10 protein-coding genes, 15 tRNA genes and 3 rRNA genes are annotated in these 18,576 nt (G+C 47.8%); 6 read left to right on the top strand and 22 right to left on the bottom strand.

All coding sequences use genetic code 11. The features are described 5' to 3' along the window. Window positions 1-136: 136 nt before the first annotated feature. Together PODO_RS04065 and PODO_RS04060 are read left to right on the top strand one after the other, a co-directional pair. Complete coding sequence (locus PODO_RS04065) at window positions 137-889, top strand: 3'-5' exonuclease (RefSeq protein WP_036686897.1); 753 nt, start codon at window positions 137-139, stop codon at window positions 887-889. A 176-nt stretch (window positions 890-1,065) separates the two neighbouring features. Next, window positions 1,066-1,818 (top strand): MerR family transcriptional regulator, encoded by a 753-nt coding sequence (locus PODO_RS04060; protein ID WP_076317262.1) that lies wholly within the window; start codon window positions 1,066-1,068, stop codon window positions 1,816-1,818. A gap of 83 nt (window positions 1,819-1,901) precedes the next feature. Here the strand turns inward: PODO_RS04060 and aroD are convergent, their stop codons facing one another. Then, complete coding sequence (gene aroD / locus PODO_RS04055; protein WP_038568810.1) at window positions 1,902-2,666, bottom strand: type I 3-dehydroquinate dehydratase; 765 nt, start codon at window positions 2,664-2,666, stop codon at window positions 1,902-1,904. Window positions 2,667-2,727: 61 nt separating this feature from the next. Continuing rightward, window positions 2,728-3,657, bottom strand: coding sequence for a ribokinase (gene rbsK / locus PODO_RS04050; RefSeq protein ID WP_218918668.1), 930 nt, complete (start codon window positions 3,655-3,657; stop codon window positions 2,728-2,730). Window positions 3,658-3,912: 255 nt separating this feature from the next. Here rbsK and glgP point away from each other — a divergent pair, with 255 nt between their 5' ends. Together glgP and katA are read left to right on the top strand one after the other, a co-directional pair. Continuing rightward, window positions 3,913-5,529: an alpha-glucan family phosphorylase gene (glgP, locus tag PODO_RS04045; RefSeq protein WP_038568806.1), complete on the top strand. Its 1,617-nt coding sequence runs from the start codon at window positions 3,913-3,915 to the stop codon at window positions 5,527-5,529. A gap of 262 nt (window positions 5,530-5,791) precedes the next feature. Beyond that, window positions 5,792-7,249 (top strand): catalase KatA, encoded by a 1,458-nt coding sequence (gene katA, locus PODO_RS04040; protein ID WP_036686886.1) that lies wholly within the window; start codon window positions 5,792-5,794, stop codon window positions 7,247-7,249. A gap of 151 nt (window positions 7,250-7,400) precedes the next feature. Here the strand turns inward: katA and PODO_RS04035 are convergent, their stop codons facing one another. After that, the gene (locus PODO_RS04035) at window positions 7,401-7,595 is read right to left on the bottom strand and encodes a sporulation protein Cse60 (RefSeq protein ID WP_036686883.1); all 195 of its coding nucleotides are present in this window, start codon (window positions 7,593-7,595) and stop codon (window positions 7,401-7,403) included. Window positions 7,596-7,991: 396 nt separating this feature from the next. On the opposite strand from PODO_RS04035, the gene PODO_RS04030 reads away from it, so the two are divergent. Beyond that, the gene (locus tag PODO_RS04030) at window positions 7,992-8,447 is read left to right on the top strand and encodes a GreA/GreB family elongation factor (RefSeq protein ID WP_036686880.1); all 456 of its coding nucleotides are present in this window, start codon (window positions 7,992-7,994) and stop codon (window positions 8,445-8,447) included. A 209-nt stretch (window positions 8,448-8,656) separates the two neighbouring features. On the opposite strand, the gene PODO_RS04025 is transcribed toward PODO_RS04030, so the two are convergent. The 18 genes from PODO_RS04025 to PODO_RS03940 form a co-directional block, all read right to left on the bottom strand. Then, window positions 8,657-8,727 (bottom strand) — tRNA-Gly (locus PODO_RS04025). A 12-nt stretch (window positions 8,728-8,739) separates the two neighbouring features. Next, window positions 8,740-8,813, bottom strand: a tRNA-Pro gene (locus tag PODO_RS04020). A gap of 32 nt (window positions 8,814-8,845) precedes the next feature. Continuing rightward, a tRNA-Arg gene (locus PODO_RS04015) sits at window positions 8,846-8,922 on the bottom strand. 10 nt (window positions 8,923-8,932) lie between these two features. After that, window positions 8,933-9,007, bottom strand: a tRNA-Gly gene (locus PODO_RS04010). Window positions 9,008-9,014: 7 nt separating this feature from the next. Next, window positions 9,015-9,099: transfer RNA gene (locus PODO_RS04005), tRNA-Leu, on the bottom strand. Window positions 9,100-9,114: 15 nt separating this feature from the next. Continuing rightward, window positions 9,115-9,190: transfer RNA gene (locus PODO_RS04000), tRNA-Lys, on the bottom strand. A gap of 7 nt (window positions 9,191-9,197) precedes the next feature. Next, window positions 9,198-9,272, bottom strand: a tRNA-Gln gene (locus PODO_RS03995). A gap of 16 nt (window positions 9,273-9,288) precedes the next feature. After that, window positions 9,289-9,366, bottom strand: a tRNA-Asp gene (locus tag PODO_RS03990). 25 nt (window positions 9,367-9,391) lie between these two features. Next, window positions 9,392-9,468 (bottom strand) — tRNA-Met (locus PODO_RS03985). Between the two features lie 71 nt (window positions 9,469-9,539). Then, window positions 9,540-9,616, bottom strand: a tRNA-Met gene (locus PODO_RS03980). Window positions 9,617-9,631: 15 nt separating this feature from the next. Beyond that, a tRNA-Val gene (locus PODO_RS03975) sits at window positions 9,632-9,707 on the bottom strand. A 6-nt stretch (window positions 9,708-9,713) separates the two neighbouring features. After that, a tRNA-Glu gene (locus PODO_RS03970) sits at window positions 9,714-9,785 on the bottom strand. A 16-nt stretch (window positions 9,786-9,801) separates the two neighbouring features. Then, window positions 9,802-9,894 (bottom strand) — tRNA-Ser (locus tag PODO_RS03965). 5 nt (window positions 9,895-9,899) lie between these two features. Beyond that, window positions 9,900-9,975: transfer RNA gene (locus PODO_RS03960), tRNA-Asn, on the bottom strand. A 3-nt stretch (window positions 9,976-9,978) separates the two neighbouring features. Next, window positions 9,979-10,055, bottom strand: a tRNA-Ile gene (locus PODO_RS03955). Window positions 10,056-10,112: 57 nt separating this feature from the next. After that, window positions 10,113-10,229 (bottom strand): 5S ribosomal RNA (gene rrf, locus PODO_RS03950). 74 nt (window positions 10,230-10,303) lie between these two features. Then, window positions 10,304-13,230, bottom strand: a 23S ribosomal RNA gene (locus tag PODO_RS03945). Window positions 13,231-13,462: 232 nt separating this feature from the next. Further along, window positions 13,463-15,020, bottom strand: a 16S ribosomal RNA gene (locus PODO_RS03940). Together the 16S, 23S and 5S rRNA genes with 15 tRNA genes alongside form the textbook arrangement of a ribosomal RNA operon. A 473-nt stretch (window positions 15,021-15,493) precedes the next feature. Between PODO_RS03940 and PODO_RS03935 the strand changes: the two genes are divergently transcribed. Then, window positions 15,494-15,781 (top strand): hypothetical protein, encoded by a 288-nt coding sequence (locus PODO_RS03935; RefSeq protein ID WP_036684938.1) that lies wholly within the window; start codon window positions 15,494-15,496, stop codon window positions 15,779-15,781. A 44-nt stretch (window positions 15,782-15,825) separates the two neighbouring features. On the opposite strand, the gene PODO_RS03930 is transcribed toward PODO_RS03935, so the two are convergent. Continuing rightward, a complete protein-coding gene (locus PODO_RS03930) occupies window positions 15,826-18,573 on the bottom strand; it encodes an alpha-mannosidase (protein WP_038568805.1) in 2,748 nt (915 codons plus the stop codon). Between the last annotated feature and the right edge of the window lie 3 nt (window positions 18,574-18,576).

The raw sequence follows: 18,576 nt of genomic DNA, 5'->3' as shown, positions 1-18,576 counted from the left end.
TGTTGTGCTGGTTCATTTTTTTGTGCAAATATTAGCTTGTCTCCATATTCCCCATTACATCACTTTTTTTGTTAAAATAGAGAAGTCGACGTATTAAGCACTACAGCGTCAGTCATGGAAACGGAGGCAAGTACCTGTGGATTATATTATTCTGGACATCGAATTCAACGGCCGTAAGTTTGCCAGCGAGCACCCTATGGAGGTCATTGAGATTGGAGCCGTCCGGTTAGACTCTTCACTGCAGTATAAGGATGAATTTTCTTCCTTGATCAAACCTATATATTTCTCCACCCTGAATTCCTTTATTAAGAAAAAAACCGGTATCCCTCAAGAGGAAATCGACATTGCCGCCCGCTTCCCCAAAGTTATCACTGCTTTTAGAGAGTGGCTTGATCTAAGTACAGATGGAGTTCTGCTGCTTACCTGGGGTGGCGAAGATATGAAGCGAATCATTCAGGATGTGCGCATGCACAAGATGGACGAATCCTACTGGATGTCCGCTACGTATTTCGATTTGCTCAAAGGAGTTCTACGTGCGCGTGGTCTTAGCAATGATGTCAGCGTGGAAAGCGCGATGGCATTGTTTGAGCTTGAGCCTACTGGATCTGCACACCGGGCGCTGGATGATGCACGGATGACGTCAGAGATCTTCCGCGCCGTGTTTAAGGATCTGGATTTTGAACGTTCACAGCATTACGTAGATACCTTCTCCAATGCCAAAGAACGCAAAACAGTTAAGGTAGCCATTAAGGCAATGACCTCACAAAAAATTGTACCTACCTGGGACCTTGTCGTTGAACACTACTTCTCAGACAAAGCAACCCTTGCGGACCCTCGCAAGCTGGAGGAATTGCACAATTATTTCACAGCACAAATGGGCCATAAATAAATTCAGGCAGCAGCAAAGCTCAACATTATAGACTTATTCATAGCAGCGGCAGACTTCCCCATGATCATTCAGAGGGTAGCTGCCGCTGTTTTGGGTATGTTAAGAAAACCATTTGACCTTCACGTTACGTAAAGGTGTACATTTGAATTGTAGGAGGTGATACTACGGAATACACAGTGCAGAAGCTCGCAGAGTTAGCTGGAATCAGCACACGGACCCTGCGCTACTACGATGAGTTTGGCATTCTTAAGCCGGCGAGAATCAACTCTTCAGGGTATCGTATCTATGGCCGTACCGAAGTAGATCTACTACAGCAAATTTTGTTTTATCGGGAGCTTGGCTTAAGTCTGGAACGTATCAAGGCTATTATGACAGAGCCCTCATTCGACGGAGCCAAAGCGCTGCGGGAGCATCATGACAAGCTACTGGAAAAAAGACAGCAATTAGATCTATTAATCGCTAACGTCGAAAAGACGCTGGCTCAAAAAGAAGGGAGAATTACCATGAGTGATACTGAAAAATTCGAAGGCTTTAAGCAAAAGCTGGTAGATGATAACGAAAAGAAATATGGCCAAGAAATACGGGAGAAATACGGAGATGACACCATTAATCAATCCAACCAAAAGCTTAAAGGGATGACAGAAGAACAATATGCAGCTATACAACAGCTTGAGGAAGAGATGTTCGAAACGCTCTTGCAAGCGATGGAGCATGGAGATCCTGCCAGTGTATTGGCGCAAAAAAGTGCTGACCTACACCGTGAGTGGCTCTCCTACTATTGGAATTCCTATTCCAAAGAAGCTCATGTTGGTGTTGCACAATTGTATGTTGATGATGAACGTTTTACCGAATACTATGACAAGCGCCACCCTGGACTCGCTGCGTTTCTAAGAGATGCCGTACATGTATATACGGGAAAAAATGCGTAAGCGCACGAACAATACTTTAAAATAGAAAAAGGCATCCGGATAATCCGGACGCCTTTTTTTGCGGCAATATCAATCAGCAGAAATCACAGACTGCGGTGCAACAGCGACAATGTATTTCGAAGCTCAACCACAGCTACCTGTCCAGGTGCAGAAGGTTTATGTGCAGCTCCGAAGGTAAGCGCTGAACCGAAAATTTCACCAGCTAAACGGCTGATCACCCCGGCTCCCGCCATAGACATCGTTATAATCGGACGGTCTGCATATTTTTCCTTCATGATGTGTGTAGCTTCCAGCAAAGTTAGCACATCGCCTGCATCTTGGGGCATAACTGCAATTTTGGGCAAATCCCCGCCAAGCTCCTGCGCCTTGCATAACCGCGAGATGATCTCCTCTTTAGGAGGTGTTCCATGAAAATCATGATTTGAAATAATGACAGATACATTATGAGTATGAGCAGCTTCGACCAATAGCTTTACATCCTGCTCATCATTAAATAATTCAACATCTATTATATCTACTAGACCGCTCTCGGCAGCAGCTTTATTCAGTGCTGTGTAATATTCCGTGCTGACTTGCTTCTCTCCGCCTTCTTTTGCACTCCGAAAAGTAAAAATCAGCGGCAGATCTGGAATCACAGAACAGATTTCGCTTAGTGCGTTCTTAACAGAAGCAACGTCTTCCACTTCAGCAAAAAAATCCGTCCGCCACTCCACCAAATCAGGTTGCAGTACTTTCAGCGCTTCAGCTTCCTGCTTCAGCTCAGACAAGGTCGCTCCAATTAGCGGAACACATATCTTAGGGATTCCTTCGCCGATGATCACATTTTTAACGGTTACTGTTCTGCTCATTATTTAAGCTCCTTATCCTATCTCATCTAGTATAGATCTTGAGTATCCTGTACTGTCTATTCTACAGCGATTTACGATTTAGAAACTGCTCGACCTCGGACAACTGCGGCAATGAAGGGATCGCCCCTTCTTTCCCTACAGCCAATGCACCTACAGCATTAGCGAAGCTCACGGCTTCCTCCAAGGTCTTTCCTAAGACTAACTGCTGGGCTAATGCGCCATTAAATGAGTCTCCGGCAGCAACTGTATCTACCGCCTTTACCGGGAAGCCTGGAACAGCCTTGGCTCCTTCAGCATTCACAATCAGAGCGCCTTTTGAGCCCAAGGTTACGATAACGTTCTGTACTCCTTTTTGCAGCAAAATACGGGCTGCCTGCTCAGCAGTCTCTGCGCTATCCACAGTCATTCCGGACAAAATCCCGGCTTCTGTCTCATTAGGTGTCAGGTAAGATACCTGAGCCAGCATCTCATCCTTTAGCACTCTAGCTGGTGCAGGATTAAGGATCACCGGAATCCTCTTACGATGGGCAATCGCAATCGCCTGCTCACTCATCGCCAGATCCATTTCAAGCTGCAGCACAATGATCTTAGCCTGGCTAATCACAGCCTCCAATGCCTGAATATCCTCTACCGTAAGCTCAATATTCGCTCCAGGTACCACGATAATCCGATTTTCTCCATCTTCTTCAATAACGATCGAAGCGACTCCTGTTGCCTGATGTTCACTTACAGAAATATGCTCTATATGAATGCCTTCATTCCTGATAATCTCCAGCATTTCGCTACCAAAGGTATCTTTTCCAACTCTTCCGATCATACTAACCTCTGCATTCAGACGTGCTGCGGCAACGGCCTGATTTGCCCCTTTTCCGCCAGGAGATAGAGCAAAGGCTTGTCCAATTAGGGTTTCTCCAGCATCCGGTGACCGGTTTGTACGTACTACCATGTCCATATTCAAGCTTCCAATCACAACTATATCCAACTTAGACACCACCATTAATTATTTCTTCAATCTCTTTATCTTAGGGGCTTCTGTCCACTTTATCAATCAATTCCGCTCAATTGGTTTCAAAATGGTTGTTTTCACCAAATTGACGTTATGCTTTTATTCATCGAGTGTGCTAGAATAGTGGTGCAATCGCTTCCACAATGATTGCTGCACTATTTTGAGCAAACGTTTGCACCTGAGATAATGCCCGCAGCTTCACTGCAATTTAATCTAATCCGTGATTAGGAGGCTTATCAAGTGAACGAACAAAAATTACCGTCAGTCGCTTATTTTAGTATGGAGTACGGGCTGCATTCCGATTTCAAAATGTATGCCGGAGGTCTGGGCATTCTTGCCGGAGACTACATTAAGGGTGCAAAAGATATCAACGCCCCTATCATCCCTATTGGGCTGAAGTGGAAACAAGGTTACACGGACCAAAAGATTGATGCAAACGGCAATCCGTACGACTCCTATCACAATTATGTTTATGAGTTTCTTGAAGATACAGGGGTTAAGGTAACTGTTAAAGTCCGAAAAACCGATGTGGTATGCAAAGTATGGAAAACTGATTATTTTGGCAACAGCACATTGTATTTACTGGATACGGATATCCCCGAGAATAATGATGCCTGGATCACAGGCCAATTGTATGGCTGGTTCGGCGAAGAACGGATCGCACAAGAGATCGTGCTTGGGATTGGTGGAGTCAAGGCTATGCGTGCGCTGCAAATCCCTATTGATGTCTATCACTTCAATGAGGGTCATGCGGCTCTAGCGGCTATCGAGCTAATCCGTGAAAAAATGTCCGGAGGCCATACCTTCGAAGAAGCTTGGAAAGCGACTCGCGAAGAAGTAGTATTCACTACCCACACACCAATCAAAGAAGGCAACGAAACCCATCCTCTCGACCGACTTGAGTATATGAGTGCGTTCAACGGCTTAACCCGTGACCAGATGGAGCGGATCGGCGGCGAGCCATTTAATATGACGGTTGCAGGTCTAAGGCTGTCACGTATCTCCAACGCAGTTGCCCAGCTACACGCCGATACGGCTAATAAAATGTGGAAGGAAGTAGCCGGAAGATCAGAAATTATAGGCATTACTAATGCCATCCATACTCCTACCTGGGTAGATGAAAGAATGACGCATGCCTACGAACAAGATGGCGACTTATGGGCAGTGCATAAAGAGATCAAGGGCGAACTGATCCAGTTCATCAAAGAACGTTCCGGCATTAGCCTAAATGCTGACAATCTACTCATTGGCTTCTCACGCAGAGCAGCTCCATATAAACGAAGCGACCTGATCTTCTCGCAGCCAGAAATTATCGAACCTTATCTGGAGTCTGGAAAGATACAAATTGTATTCTCCGGCAAAGCGCACCCACTCGATGATAACGGTAAAAAAATCGTCAGCAACCTAGTAGCGATGATGAAAAAGTATCCAAAGAGTGTGGTGTTCCTCGAGAATTACGATATGACGATTGGCGCCCAGCTGACGCGCGGTGCTGATATTTGGCTCAACAATCCACGCAGACCACTGGAAGCCAGCGGCACCTCCGGGATGAAAGCAGCAATGAACGGTGTATTGAACTGTTCTATTCTGGATGGCTGGTGGCCGGAAGCCTGCATCGATGGTGAGAATGGCTGGCAGATTGGAGACGGCTTCGAAACTACAGACTTTGAGGTGCTGGATAAGCATGATAGTGATGCACTGTACGACACCTTATTGAAACGTGTGCTCCCAACCTTTTACGAGAATCGTAAACAATGGGTACAAATGATGAAAAAGAGTATCGAAACCACCCGTACGGAGTTTGCCACCAAAAGAATGCTAGATGAATATTACAACAGAATGTACATTAAAGCCTAAGTACAAGAACCGAATATCTTCTATATCAAAAAATGCAGCGCACCCCTCCAGTGATGGTAGGGATGCGCTGTTTCTTTTTTAATTCTGCTAAGCAATTAATCACTTTGTCTATCATATATATCTGAATGTGCCAACGATGTAATGACGATTCCCACATATTGTAATGTGCCAATTATTTAAAAAGTGTTGCAATTTCTTTAAAAAACATTAATATAGAACTTATACTAAATCTAAAATCAAATCTCATGAGGTGATTCTATTAATGAGCTCCAATAATAATAATCTTACAACCAGCTGGGGTGCTCCAGTAGGCGACAATCAGAATTCAATGACAGCCGGTGACCGCGGTCCCACTTTGCTGCAAGATGTCCATCTGCTTGAGAAATTAGCCCACTTTAACAGAGAACGTGTTCCTGAACGTGTCGTTCATGCTAAAGGTGCTGGCGCTCACGGGTATTTTGAAGTTACAAAAGATCTGACCCAATACACAAAAGCTAACTTTTTGTCTGAAGTAGGCAAACGTACACCGTTGTTCATTCGTTTTTCTACTGTAGCTGGTGAATTAGGTTCTGCTGATACCGTACGCGACCCTCGTGGTTTTGCCGTGAAGTTCTATACTGAAGAAGGAAACTATGATCTCGTAGGTAACAATACGCCTGTATTCTTCGTTCGTGATGCGATTAAATTCCCGGACTTTATTCATACACAGAAACGTGATCCACAGACACATCTGAAGAACCCGAATGCTGTATGGGACTTCTGGTCTTTATCGCCTGAATCTCTGCATCAGGTAACGATTTTGATGTCGGATCGCGGAATTCCAGCTACGCTGAGACATATGCATGGGTTTGGTAGCCATACCTTCAAGTGGGTAAATGCCGAGGGTAATACAGTCTGGGTGAAATACCATTTCAAAACAGAACAAGGCATTAAGAATCTAGATGCAGACCTTGCTTCCAAAATCGCTGGGGAAAACCCGGATTATCATACAGAAGACTTGTTCAATGCTATTGATAAAGGAGATTTCCCTGCTTGGAAGCTCTACGTGCAAATTATGCCGATCGAGGATGCGAAGACTTACCGTTTTGATCCATTTGATGTAACAAAGGTCTGGTCACAAAAAGATTATCCGTTAATCGAGGTTGGCCGTATGGTATTGGATCGCAATCCGGAGAACTACTTCGCTGAAGTAGAACAAGTCACATTCTCTCCCGGCTCTTTCGTTCCTGGTATTGAAGCTTCGCCGGATAAATTGCTACAAGGCCGTCTGTTCGCGTATGGTGATGCACACCGCCACCGGGTTGGCCCTAACCACAACAGCCTGCCTATCAACCGTCCAAAAGTAGAAGTGAAGAACTATCAACGTGATGGTGGCATGGCCTTGGGCAACAATGGCGGTTCCGGAGCCTATTACGAGCCTAACAGCTTAGGTGGACCAAAAGAATCACCGCAGCATAAAACATCGCCGTTCGAAGTCTCCGGATATGCGGATAGTGTCGCCTACAATAGTGACGATCACTATACACAACCAGGTGACTTGTACCGTCTAATGTCTGAAGAAGAACGTACCCGTCTAGTTCAAAATATCGTTGGCGCTATGACTCCTGTTGAAAGTAACGATATCAAACGTCGCCAGATTGAACATTTCTTTAAGGCTGATCCAGACTTGGGACAGCGTATCGCATCCGGTTTGGGTCTATCCGTACCAGACGGAATGTAAGACTGTAAATGCACTTATAAACTAAAGAGGACCTTTGCCCGTAGATGGGAAAGGTCCTCTTTTTACTAATTAGCTGAAAACATAATAAATGATGACAATCACAACGCACAGCGTAGAGACAATGGATAGACATGAAAAAAACGTGTTCCAGTTATTGCCTTTCATTTGTCTTATACACGACCAGTATAGTGGTTCTTTGGTGCTCTGCCCCATCACGTGATGATTTAACTACCGAACCGTAACAGATATTCACAATCTGTTCCTCCCGTAGTCCTGCCAGGAACTCATTAGCTTTATTCTCTGCATAAGAATTATCAGCATCTACAAACTCTTTAACTTGAATCATCCTGATCTCCTCCTTTAATAAATTAAGTAGTTATTTTATAGTTCTGGAATCTATATGTGAACTCAACGAAATGTACATGGCGTATCACTCCCCAGGTAACAATTAATGTAAAAATATCTTCAAAATACAGTATAGGCATTTCGCAGTTTTCTACGAAATGCCTATGCATCAGCCTATCATAGCACCCAAGTATGTAATAGTCAAAGGTTTTCATTACAATATTTAGAAGGTTTTAATTCCCCTTTTAAAATGGATTGGATTTACAAATAGAAGCTGGTATACTGATCAGAAGGTCTCCATTGGGGGGCCTCTATTTGTATAGGAGGGATTTTAAGATGGCAACACACCATAACAAGTTTACAAGGAATGTGTTACTTAGAGGGGGTGAAATCTACTATGAACCATAGTCTTATCTATGAAGGCTCACGGACACAGCTGCTTCAGCAGCTTATTTATTTTGATGAGGAAAAAATCGCATTTCTAAATCAATACTTTCCGGTACGAAGCAAGGATAGAAGCAATGCTGAAACGCTGTTGTCCCGTTATTGCTCCGAGCTGGAACAATTACTAACTGAGTTTAATGGTGAAGATTTAAATTCTCAGGTCTTTATCGGAAGCCAGTTGCAGCTTCGTTACTTGGACGATAATACTACAGATATCTATACCATCGTATTTCCTAACCAAGCAGAACCTAACGATAACAAGATTTCTATGTTGTCACCTATAGGCATGCAGTTGCTGCTGGCTGAGCTCGGCAGTACTTGTCAGCTAGCGATTCCTTCAGGTCAACTAGAGGTGAAGATCGAAAGTATTAAGTTCGTGAATAATGGTGAGGTAGGCGTTCTTATATAAGGACGATCCCTTATAAACCCACTACAGCAGCGTCCCTTTCCTATATTAAGGAGGGGGGCGTTTCTATTATTTAAGTCTCCGTAAGAATGTCCAATTCCCTTTAACACAGGTCCCTCCCTAAATAAAAATCTCTAGTCTCTATTGTATCCATACATGCTTAGTTACACAAAAAAACACCCGCCTAATACCGGCAGGTGTTTCTCATTATAAGCGGGTGATGGGAATCGAACCCACGCTATCAGCTTGGAAGGCTGAAGTTCTACCATTGAACTACACCCGCAAAGGTATAAAATCGGGATGACACGATTTGAACATGCGACCCCCTGGTCCCAAACCAGGTGCTCTACCAAGCTGAGCTACATCCCGTTAACAATACTATAACTGCTTAGTAATAAAAATGGCGCGCCCTGAGAGATTCGAACTCCCGGCCTTTTGATTCGTAGTCAAACGCTCTATCCAGCTGAGCTAAGGGCGCAAAATCTATATGGAGCGGACGACGGGAATCGAACCCGCGACCCTCGCCTTGGCAAGGCGATGCTCTACCGCTGAGCCACGTCCGCAAAAACATGGTGCGCGTGAAGGGACTCGAACCCCCACGTCGTGAAACGCCAGATCCTAAGTCTGGTGCGTCTGCCAATTCCGCCACACGCGCACACTTTAAAGAAAATGGTGAGCCATGAAGGACTCGAACCTTCGACACCCTGATTAAAAGTCAGGTGCTCTACCAACTGAGCTAATGGCTCTCATAAATGGCTGGGGATATAGGATTTGAACCTATGCATGACGGAGTCAAAGTCCGTTGCCTTACCGCTTGGCTAATCCCCAATAATAATTAACTAAATGGCGGAACCGACGGGATTCGAACCCGCGATCTCCTGCGTGACAGGCAGGCATGTTAGGCCAACTACACCACGGTTCCATAGACATAATGCATAAGTGTAAATTGGTTGCGGGGGCAGGATTTGAACCTGCGGCCTTCGGGTTATGAGCCCGACGAGCTACCGGGCTGCTCCACCCCGCGTCATTAATAAGTATATACTATTCATTTTCACCATACCAGCTTATCCCTAAACATAATGTATAAGAGTAAATTGGTTGCGGGGGCAGGACTTGAACCTGCGACCTTCGGGTTATGAGCCCGACGAGCTACCGGGCTGCTCCACCCCGCGTCAGTGAAAATAATATGGTGGAGGCTGAGGGGATCGAACCCCCGACCCTCTGCTTGTAAGGCAGATGCTCTCCCAGCTGAGCTAAGCCTCCATGATATGACCCGTATGGGATTCGAACCCATGTTACCTCCGTGAAAGGGAGGTGTCTTAACCCCTTGACCAACGGGCCATGCTAATAATTTTTATGGCGGAGAGAGAGGGATTCGAACCCTCGAGACGCTTGTGGCGCCTACACGATTTCCAATCGTGCTCCTTCGGCCAAACTCGGACACCTCTCCATAAATGGCTCCCCGAACAGGACTCGAACCTGTGACAACTCGATTAACAGTCGAGTGCTCTACCAACTGAGCTATCAGGGAATATGGTGGGCCTTAGTGGACTCGAACCACCGACCTCACCCTTATCAGGGGTGCGCTCTAACCAGCTGAGCTAAAGGCCCTTCTAAGACATATTAATATTAAGGGCAAAAAAAATACCACGGGTAATGTGGTTGTCCGCTTGGCGGCGTCCTACTCTCCCAGGACCCTTCGGTCCAAGTACCATCGGCGCTGGAGGGCTTAACGGTCGTGTTCGGGATGGGTACGTGTGGAACCCCTCCGCTATCGCCACCAAACGGGCATTTACAGCGTAAATGCTCAGGCTTAATCGCCTGAAAACTGAATCCGAAACAAATCTGCATTCTAAGTATAGGATAAGCCCTCGACCGATTAGTATTGGTCAGCTCCATGCATTGCTGCACTTCCACCTCCAACCTATCTACCTCGTCGTCTTCAAGGGGTCTTACTAATTGGGAAATCTCATCTTGAGGGGGGCTTCACGCTTAGATGCTTTCAGCGCTTATCCCGTCCGTACGTAGCTACCCAGCCATGCTCCTGGCGGAACAACTGGTGCACCAGCGGTACGTCCATCCCGGTCCTCTCGTACTAAGGACAGCTCCTCTCAAATTTCCTGCGCCCACGACAGATAGGGACCGAACTGTCTCACGACGTTCTGAACCCAGCTCGCGTACCGCTTTAATGGGCGAACAGCCCAACCCTTGGGACCTACTTCAGCCCCAGGATGCGATGAGCCGACATCGAGGTGCCAAACCTCCCCGTCGATGTGGACTCTTGGGGGAGATAAGCCTGTTATCCCCAGGGTAGCTTTTATCCGTTGAGCGATGGCCCTTCCATGCGGTACCACCGGATCACTAAGTCCGACTTTCGTCCCTGCTCGACTTGTAGGTCTCGCAGTCAAGCTCCCTTATGCCTTTGCACTCTGCGAATGATTTCCAACCATTCTGAGGGAACCTTGGAACGCCTCCGTTACTCTTTAGGAGGCGACCGCCCCAGTCAAACTGCCCGCCTGACACGGTCCCCGTACCCGGTAAGGGTACTAGGTTAGAACCTAGATACGATCAGGGTGGTATCCCAACGGCGCCTCCACCGAAGCTTGCGCTCCGATTTCTACGGCTCCCACCTATCCTGTACAGATCGTACCCAAATTCAATATCAAGCTGCAGTAAAGCTCCATGGGGTCTTTCCGTCTTGTCGCGGGTAACCTGCATCTTCACAGGTATTAAAATTTCACCGGATCTCTCGTTGAGACAGCGCCCAAGTCGTTACGCCATTCGTGCGGGTCAGAATTTACCTGACAAGGAATTTCGCTACCTTAGGACCGTTATAGTTACGGCCGCCGTTTACTGGGGCTTCGGTTCATAGCTTCGGGTTACCCCTAACCACTCCCCTTAACCTTCCAGCACCGGGCAGGCGTCAGCCCGTATACTTCGCCTTGCGGCTTCGCACAGACCTGTGTTTTTGCTAAACAGTCGCTTGGGCCTTTTCACTGCGGCCCCCTCGTGCTATTCACACTACCGGGGCACCCCTTCTCCCGAAGTTACGGGGTCATTTTGCCGAGTTCCTTAACGAGAGTTCTTCCGCGCGCCTTAGAATTCTCTTCTCGCCTACCTGTGTCGGTTTGCGGTACGGGCACCTTCTCCTGGCTAGAGGCTTTTCTTGGCAGTGTGAGATCATGACCTTCGCTACTATAATTTTCGCTCCCCATCACAGCCCAGCCTTATCGATGTGCGGATTTGCCTACACATCAGCCTCACTGCTTAGACGGACATCCATCAGTCCGCGTCACTACCCTCCTGCGTCACCCCATCGCTCATAGCGGATTACGGTGGTACAGTAATTTCAAACTGTTGTCCTTCGACTACGCCTTTCGGCCTCGCCTTAGGTCCCGACTTACCCTGAGCGGACGAGCCTTCCTCAGGAAACCTTGGGCTTTCGGCGGATCAGATTCTCACTGATCTTTTCGTTACTCATACCGGCATTCTCACTTGTGTAGTGTCCAGCGCTCTTTTCAGTACACCTTCAACCCCTACACAACGCTCCCCTACCCCAGATACATACGTATCTAGCCATAGCTTCGGTGGTGTGTTTAGCCCCGTTACATTTTCGGCGCAGAGTCACTCGACCAGTGAGCTATTACGCACTCTTTCAATGGTGGCTGCTTCTAAGCCAACATCCTGGTTGTCTGTGCAACTCCACATCCTTTCCCACTTAACACACACTTGGGGACCTTAGCTGATGGTCTGGGCTGTTTCCCTTTTGACAATGGATCTTAGCACTCACTGTCTGACTCCCGGCAATAAGTATATGGCATTCGGAGTTTGACTGAGCTTGGTAATCCTTGCGGACCCCGCACCCAATCAGTGCTCTACCTCCACTACTCTTATACCGAGGCTAGCCCTAAAGCTATTTCGGGGAGAACCAGCTATCTCCGAGTTCGATTGGAATTTCTCCGCTACCCCCACCTCATCCCCGCACTTTTCAACGTACGTGGGTTCGGGCCTCCAGTGCGTGTTACCGCACCTTCACCCTGGACAGGGGTAGATCACACGGTTTCGGGTCTACGTCCACATACTCAATCGCCCTATTCAGACTCGCTTTCGCTGCGGCTCCACCTTCTCGGCTTAACCTTGCATGTTAAACGTAACTCGCCGGTTCATTCTACAAAAGGCACGCCATCACCCATTAATAGGGCTCTGACTTTTTGTAAGCACACGGTTTCAGGTTCTATTTCACTCCCCTTCCGGGGTGCTTTTCACCTTTCCCTCACGGTACTGTTTCACTATCGGTCGCCAGGTAGTATTTAGCCTTAGCAGATGGTCCTGCTGGATTCATACGGGGTTTCACGTGCCCCGCACTACTCGGGATCCGTCTCGGAGAGAACACAGTTTAGGTTACAGGGCTTTTACCTCTATCGCGGGCCTTTCCAGACCTCTTCACCTACCATATTCCTTTGTAACTCCATGTGAGACGTCCCACAACCCCAAGAGGCAAGCCCCTTGGTTTAGGCTGTTCCGCGTTCGCTCGCCGCTACTGACGGAATCACTATTGTTTTCTCTTCCTCAGGGTACTTAGATGTTTCAGTTCCCCTGGTCTGCCTCTACATTTCCTATGTATTCAGAAATGAGTAACTGCGAATTACCACAGCTGGGTTTCCCCATTCGGACACCCCCGGATCAAAGCTTGCTTACAGCTCCCCGAGGCAGTTTCGTTGTTCGCCACGTCCTTCGTCGGCTCCTGGCGCCTAGGCATCCTCCGTGTGCTCTTATTAGCTTAACCTTGATTCTTCCGAAGAAAAATCTCACTAATAACATTTACTTGTTTGCACAAGTTGCTAAAAGATGTTCTAAAACGCAAATTCGTTTCGGTATCCAGTTTTCAAGGATCAAGTCTTACTTGAGAGCTTAAACTCTCAAAACTGAGCAACGAGTGAGTAACAGGCCTAAACCTGAGTTTTGGAAGCTAAGCTTCCGATTTGAATGTTCTCATTGCAGAGAACGATTCTCCATAGAAAGGAGGTGATCCAGCCGCACCTTCCGATACGGCTACCTTGTTACGACTTCACCCCAATCATCTACCCCACCTTCGGCGGCTGGCTCCCTTGCGGGTTACCCCACCGACTTCGGGTGTTGTAAACTCTCGTGGTGTGACGGGCGGTGTGTACAAGACCCGGGAACGTATTCACCGCGGCATGCTGATCCGCGATTACTAGCAATTCCGACTTCATGCAGGCGAGTTGCAGCCTGCAATCCGAACTGAGACCGGCTTTGATGGGATTGGCTCCACCTCGCGGCTTCGCTTCCCGTTGTACCGGCCATTGTAGTACGTGTGTAGCCCAGGTCATAAGGGGCATGATGATTTGACGTCATCCCCACCTTCCTCCGGTTTGTCACCGGCAGTCACTCTAGAGTGCCCAGCATTACCTGCTGGCAACTAAAGTTAAGGGTTGCGCTCGTTGCGGGACTTAACCCAACATCTCACGACACGAGCTGACGACAACCATGCACCACCTGTCTCCTCTGTCCCGAAGGCCGCTGCTATCTCTAGCAGATTCAGAGGGATGTCAAGACCTGGTAAGGTTCTTCGCGTTGCTTCGAATTAAACCACATACTCCACTGCTTGTGCGGGTCCCCGTCAATTCCTTTGAGTTTCAGTCTTGCGACCGTACTCCCCAGGCGGAGTGCTTACTGTGTTAACTTCGGCACCAAGGGTATCGAAACCCCTAACACCTAGCACTCATCGTTTACGGCGTGGACTACCAGGGTATCTAATCCTGTTTGCTCCCCACGCTTTCGCGCCTCAGCGTCAGTTACAGCCCAGAAAGTCGCCTTCGCCACTGGTGTTCCTCCACATATCTACGCATTTCACCGCTACACGTGGAATTCCACTTTCCTCTTCTGTACTCAAGCCACCCAGTTTCCAGTGCGACCTCAGGTTGAGCCCAAGGTTTAAACACCAGACTTAAATAGCCGCCTGCGCGCGCTTTACGCCCAATAATTCCGGACAACGCTTGCCCCCTACGTATTACCGCGGCTGCTGGCACGTAGTTAGCCGGGGCTTTCTTCTCAGGTACCGTCACTCCGATAGCAGTTACTCTACCGGACGTTCTTCCCTGGCAACAGAGCTTTACGATCCGAAAACCTTCATCACTCACGCGGCGTTGCTCCGTCAGGCTTTCGCCCATTGCGGAAGATTCCCTACTGCTGCCTCCCGTAGGAGTCTGGGCCGTGTCTCAGTCCCAGTGTGGCCGTTCACCCTCTCAGGTCGGCTACGCATCGTCGCCTTGGTGGGCCGTTACCCCACCAACTAGCTAATGCGCCGCAGGCCCATCCCTCAGTGACAGATTGCTCCGTCTTTCATTCTTCTCTCAGGAGAAAAAAGAAATTATCCGGTATTAGCTACCGTTTCCGGTAGTTATCCCAGTCTGAAGGGCAGGTTGCCTACGTGTTACTCACCCGTCCGCCGCTAAGTTATTTTGAAAGCAAGCTTTCAAAATAACTCCGCTCGACTTGCATGTATTAGGCACGCCGCCAGCGTTCGTCCTGAGCCAGGATCAAACTCTCCAATTAGTATTGAAAAGAGCGATATGCTCATTTTGAAACATCTGACGAGAAAATTAATTCTCTAATTTTGGATATCACTTGCGTGATTTCCTACTCACTCGTTGTTCAGTTTTCAAAGATCAAGTTCTCGTTGGCGCCGTTTAATGTCTCAGCAGCAACTCTTATACTATATCATGTTCGGCTATTTAATGTCAAGCTCTTTTTTCAATTTCTTTTTCGAGCTCGGCATGTGTATTTCTTGGCCGGACTTAGAATATATCATGTATAGAGATTCATTGCAAGCTTTATTTTAAAAAAACTAAACACATACTTTTCCGCAATTGTATCGCAACCGCATTCCCCTTTTCCGCGTCTATCTATTCAACATCAAAGTCCCCTTCATACATAGGTATCAACTCCATTATTTTTGGCAAAGAGGTGATTCATATAAAGACCTTGCATGATCTCTAGCTTCCCTCTAAAAGGAGGTTGGAGAATCAATGAGCAGAAGTGTGAAAAAGCAACCCGTGTGCAGCGACCAACAGAAACACGGTTCCTCATGGGCTAAAAAGCAAGCCAATAAAGCCGTCCGCCGCTCCCCTGGCGACATCCCTAAAGGGAAATGGTATCAGAAACTGTATAACAGCTGGAACATTTGCGACTACAGCTTTTACCAAACTAAACAGCAGGCGATTCATGAATGGGAAACAAACAACTGGATCCAGATGAGATTTCCCTCCCGCCAAGAGGCCATTCAAGATTGGCACAAGTCTTATAGAAGAAAGTAAATCAAAAGATGCCCCGGCAGGGAAGCGCCGGGGCATCTTTTTACCTAGAAGCTTAATTTCGCACCTACAGTTACAATCTCAGATGGACCTATCTCTAAGTGGTGAACCGAAGACGTTGCTCCTTGTAAAGCAGGGTTAAGCTGCTCTAAGATATTGCTTTTAAATAAATACTCTTGAGGACTGTTCACTTTCAGTTGCAGTTGTGTCTGCTGAGCGGACATATTGTACCAACGCAAAAACAAGTCGCCTGAAGTTCCGTTCATTTTCATGGATGAGAAGGCCATGTTGTCTCCTTCCCAAACCAATGGGGTATATCCAGATTTCAACTTCCCGCTATGCAGGCCGGTCTGACATACCGTCCAAGGGATCTGGAATTGATAGGCCTCTGTAAATGCCCGCTGTTCACTTCCCTCACCAGAATGAGGAATCAGCTCCAGTTGTGCTGTATATTCACCCAGGCACTGAGCTTCCGGAGTTGGGAACCAACCCCAATCCCCCAATTCCCCTACGCTGCGTAGCAGGGTGACGGCAATAGTATTGCGTCCATCCCGCAGAACCTCATATTCGTTCAATCCCTGGTTGGCTACCGTAAGTCCTACATCGCCATTGCTGACATCCACAAAGGATTGCTGATGTTGAGTGTTGCTCGGATTTGCCCATTCTGGTGCCGGATTATTGTCCCTCGTAGCCACTTCGAACATAGAATCTACACGATGCACATCGGTAGACAGATCGGTAGGGAACAGCATTCGCACCCGGTGATCCTTGGCTTGGTTATTAATTGTGGATTCAATATGCACACCTTTGCCTTCCCGCTCCAGCGAAACGACGGTACGAAGCTTCAAAACCACCGTATTTACACTCCGCTGCGCTTTACGCTCAGGATAATACACAAGTGCACGCTGTTCCGCCTCCAAGGTGTCATCCGCCGAAGCCGGAATCTCCCAGTCTATTCGGATCTCAATGGCCGCACGGAAGGGAGAGTCTTCAATCACCTTAATGACTCCAGGCTGGCCTTTGGTCGTCAGCGCTTGTTCACCTTCTGGCTGCTTGTACATGTATTCATTGCCTACGTCTCCGGTATTCTCGTAAATCCCCAACTCACGATAAGTGGTACCGCTATGCTTATCCAATAACGTAAATGAACCATCCTCAGCAACAACTACCTTGAGAGATGCATTCTCCAAGCTGCGCTCTCCTTCTATTAAAGAGCTTCCCTGAGCGGATTCCGTAGTTGATTGTACCCAAGCGTAAGTACAGAGTCCAAGTGCAGGCACATTGCGGGCTTCAAAAGTAAGTCTCACCTTGCGGCACATATACGGCTGGCGGAATTGGTCATCAGGCAGATCATAACCAAAGCTTAAACCTAGATCTTCCACTGTAGACGCTAATTCCTCCCCTGTGTGATCGACGAGAATCCGGCCGGACAAATCAACAGCCAACATTCTGCGGGCGGTCTCATCCAACGGATAACCCTCGCGCAGATATAACCGTTCAGCATCCAGCTCTATAGTCACCGTTCCCGTACGCTTCCACCCCGTGGTATTCATCACTACAAAAGGAACTGCATCTTCCCCGTAGGCGGAAAAGCCCGAAGTCTCCACTTGATCTGCGATAAACTTAGCACTGTCATCTATGATGCTTTCGGCAACATGCCGACTTTTATCAAAACGCGTTACCATCTCACGATGCACTTCATCCACACTACAACCACAGATACTGTCATGCGGATGGTTCTGCATCAGCGTCTTCCAGGCATAGGTGAATAGATGATGTGGGTAGTCCTGTCCGGACAGGCGGGCGATGGAGGCCAGCGGCTCGGCTACTTTTTCCAATAGAGTCTGGCCCAGCTGGTTCATCTGCTTCAAATAAACCCGGGCTGAGGCTGTGTTCACTAAGGTGCCCCATCCGTCTGTGCGCTGACTGCGCAGTTCCCCTGTAACGGTGGAGAGCTCCCGCTGATCCGAGGATAATTGCTGATCCAAGGCTTGCAGATAGTCCGGGAAATTTGAATGCACGAACTTCACTTCAGGGTATAGCTTTTCGGCGGTGCGGATAGCTTCCGGCAAATCCAATTGCAGAGGCTGGTGGTCGCACCCGTTCATGAACAATAACTCCCCCGTTGAAGCATACTTCTCTGCATCCGCAAGCTTACGCTCCCAGAATTCCCGGGCCGCACCTTCCTCTACAGGAACTTCATTGCCGTTAGAATACCAGTTGGCAAATAGGATACCGAGAATTTTGGATCCATCCGGCCCTTCCCAGATCAGCTCGGAGAAAGAGGACTCATAACCCGCATCCGATACAGTGTTGTTAAATCCCGTAGGCTTCACCCCGCGTCCAAAAAAAGCATTCGTAATCCCTGACTGCAACATCAGCTGCGGAGTCTGTCCGACCAATCCAAAGGTATCGGGAAAATAACCGATTTTGGAAGGCTCGCCGTATTTCTCGGCATCCTGATGGCCGATCTGCATATTCCGCACATTTGCCTCACCGCTCGTCAGGAACGCATCCTGCAAAATGTACCAAGGTCCAATCAAGATTCGTCCATCCCGGATATACTGCTCCAGCTTCTCTTTGTTCTCTGGCCGAACCTGAAGATAATCCTCCAGAATAATGGTTTGCCCATCGAGGTAAAAACTGCGGAAGGCGGAATCTCCGTCCAGCTTGGCAAGCAATGCATCCACCAGCTGAACCAGACGGACGTGGTGTTTCTCATAGGGCAAATACCATTCACGGTCCCAGTGAGTATGGGACACGATATGGGCTGTTTTGGTTGTTGTGTGGGTCATCTG

The sequence above is a fragment of the Paenibacillus odorifer genome (assembly GCF_000758725.1).
GTDB classification, from domain to species: domain Bacteria; phylum Bacillota; class Bacilli; order Paenibacillales; family Paenibacillaceae; genus Paenibacillus_AQ; species Paenibacillus_AQ odorifer.
This window is presented reverse-complemented; position numbering and strand designations above follow the sequence as displayed.

Bases quoted from the DNA above. Each gene is read 5' to 3' on its own strand.
- PODO_RS04035 (WP_036686883.1), bottom strand. From the start codon at position 7,595: ATGATTCAAGTTAAAGAGTTTGTAGATGCTGATAATTCTTATGCAGAG.
- aroD (WP_038568810.1), bottom strand. From the start codon at position 2,666: ATGAGCAGAACAGTAACCGTTAAAAATGTGATCATCGGCGAAGGAATC.
- PODO_RS04030 (WP_036686880.1), top strand. From the start codon at position 7,992: ATGAACCATAGTCTTATCTATGAAGGCTCACGGACACAGCTGCTTCAG.
- PODO_RS03935 (WP_036684938.1), top strand. From the start codon at position 15,494: ATGAGCAGAAGTGTGAAAAAGCAACCCGTGTGCAGCGACCAACAGAAA.
- PODO_RS03930 (WP_038568805.1), bottom strand. From the start codon at position 18,573: ATGACCCACACAACAACCAAAACAGCCCATATCGTGTCCCATACTCAC.
- katA (WP_036686886.1), top strand. From the start codon at position 5,792: ATGAGCTCCAATAATAATAATCTTACAACCAGCTGGGGTGCTCCAGTA.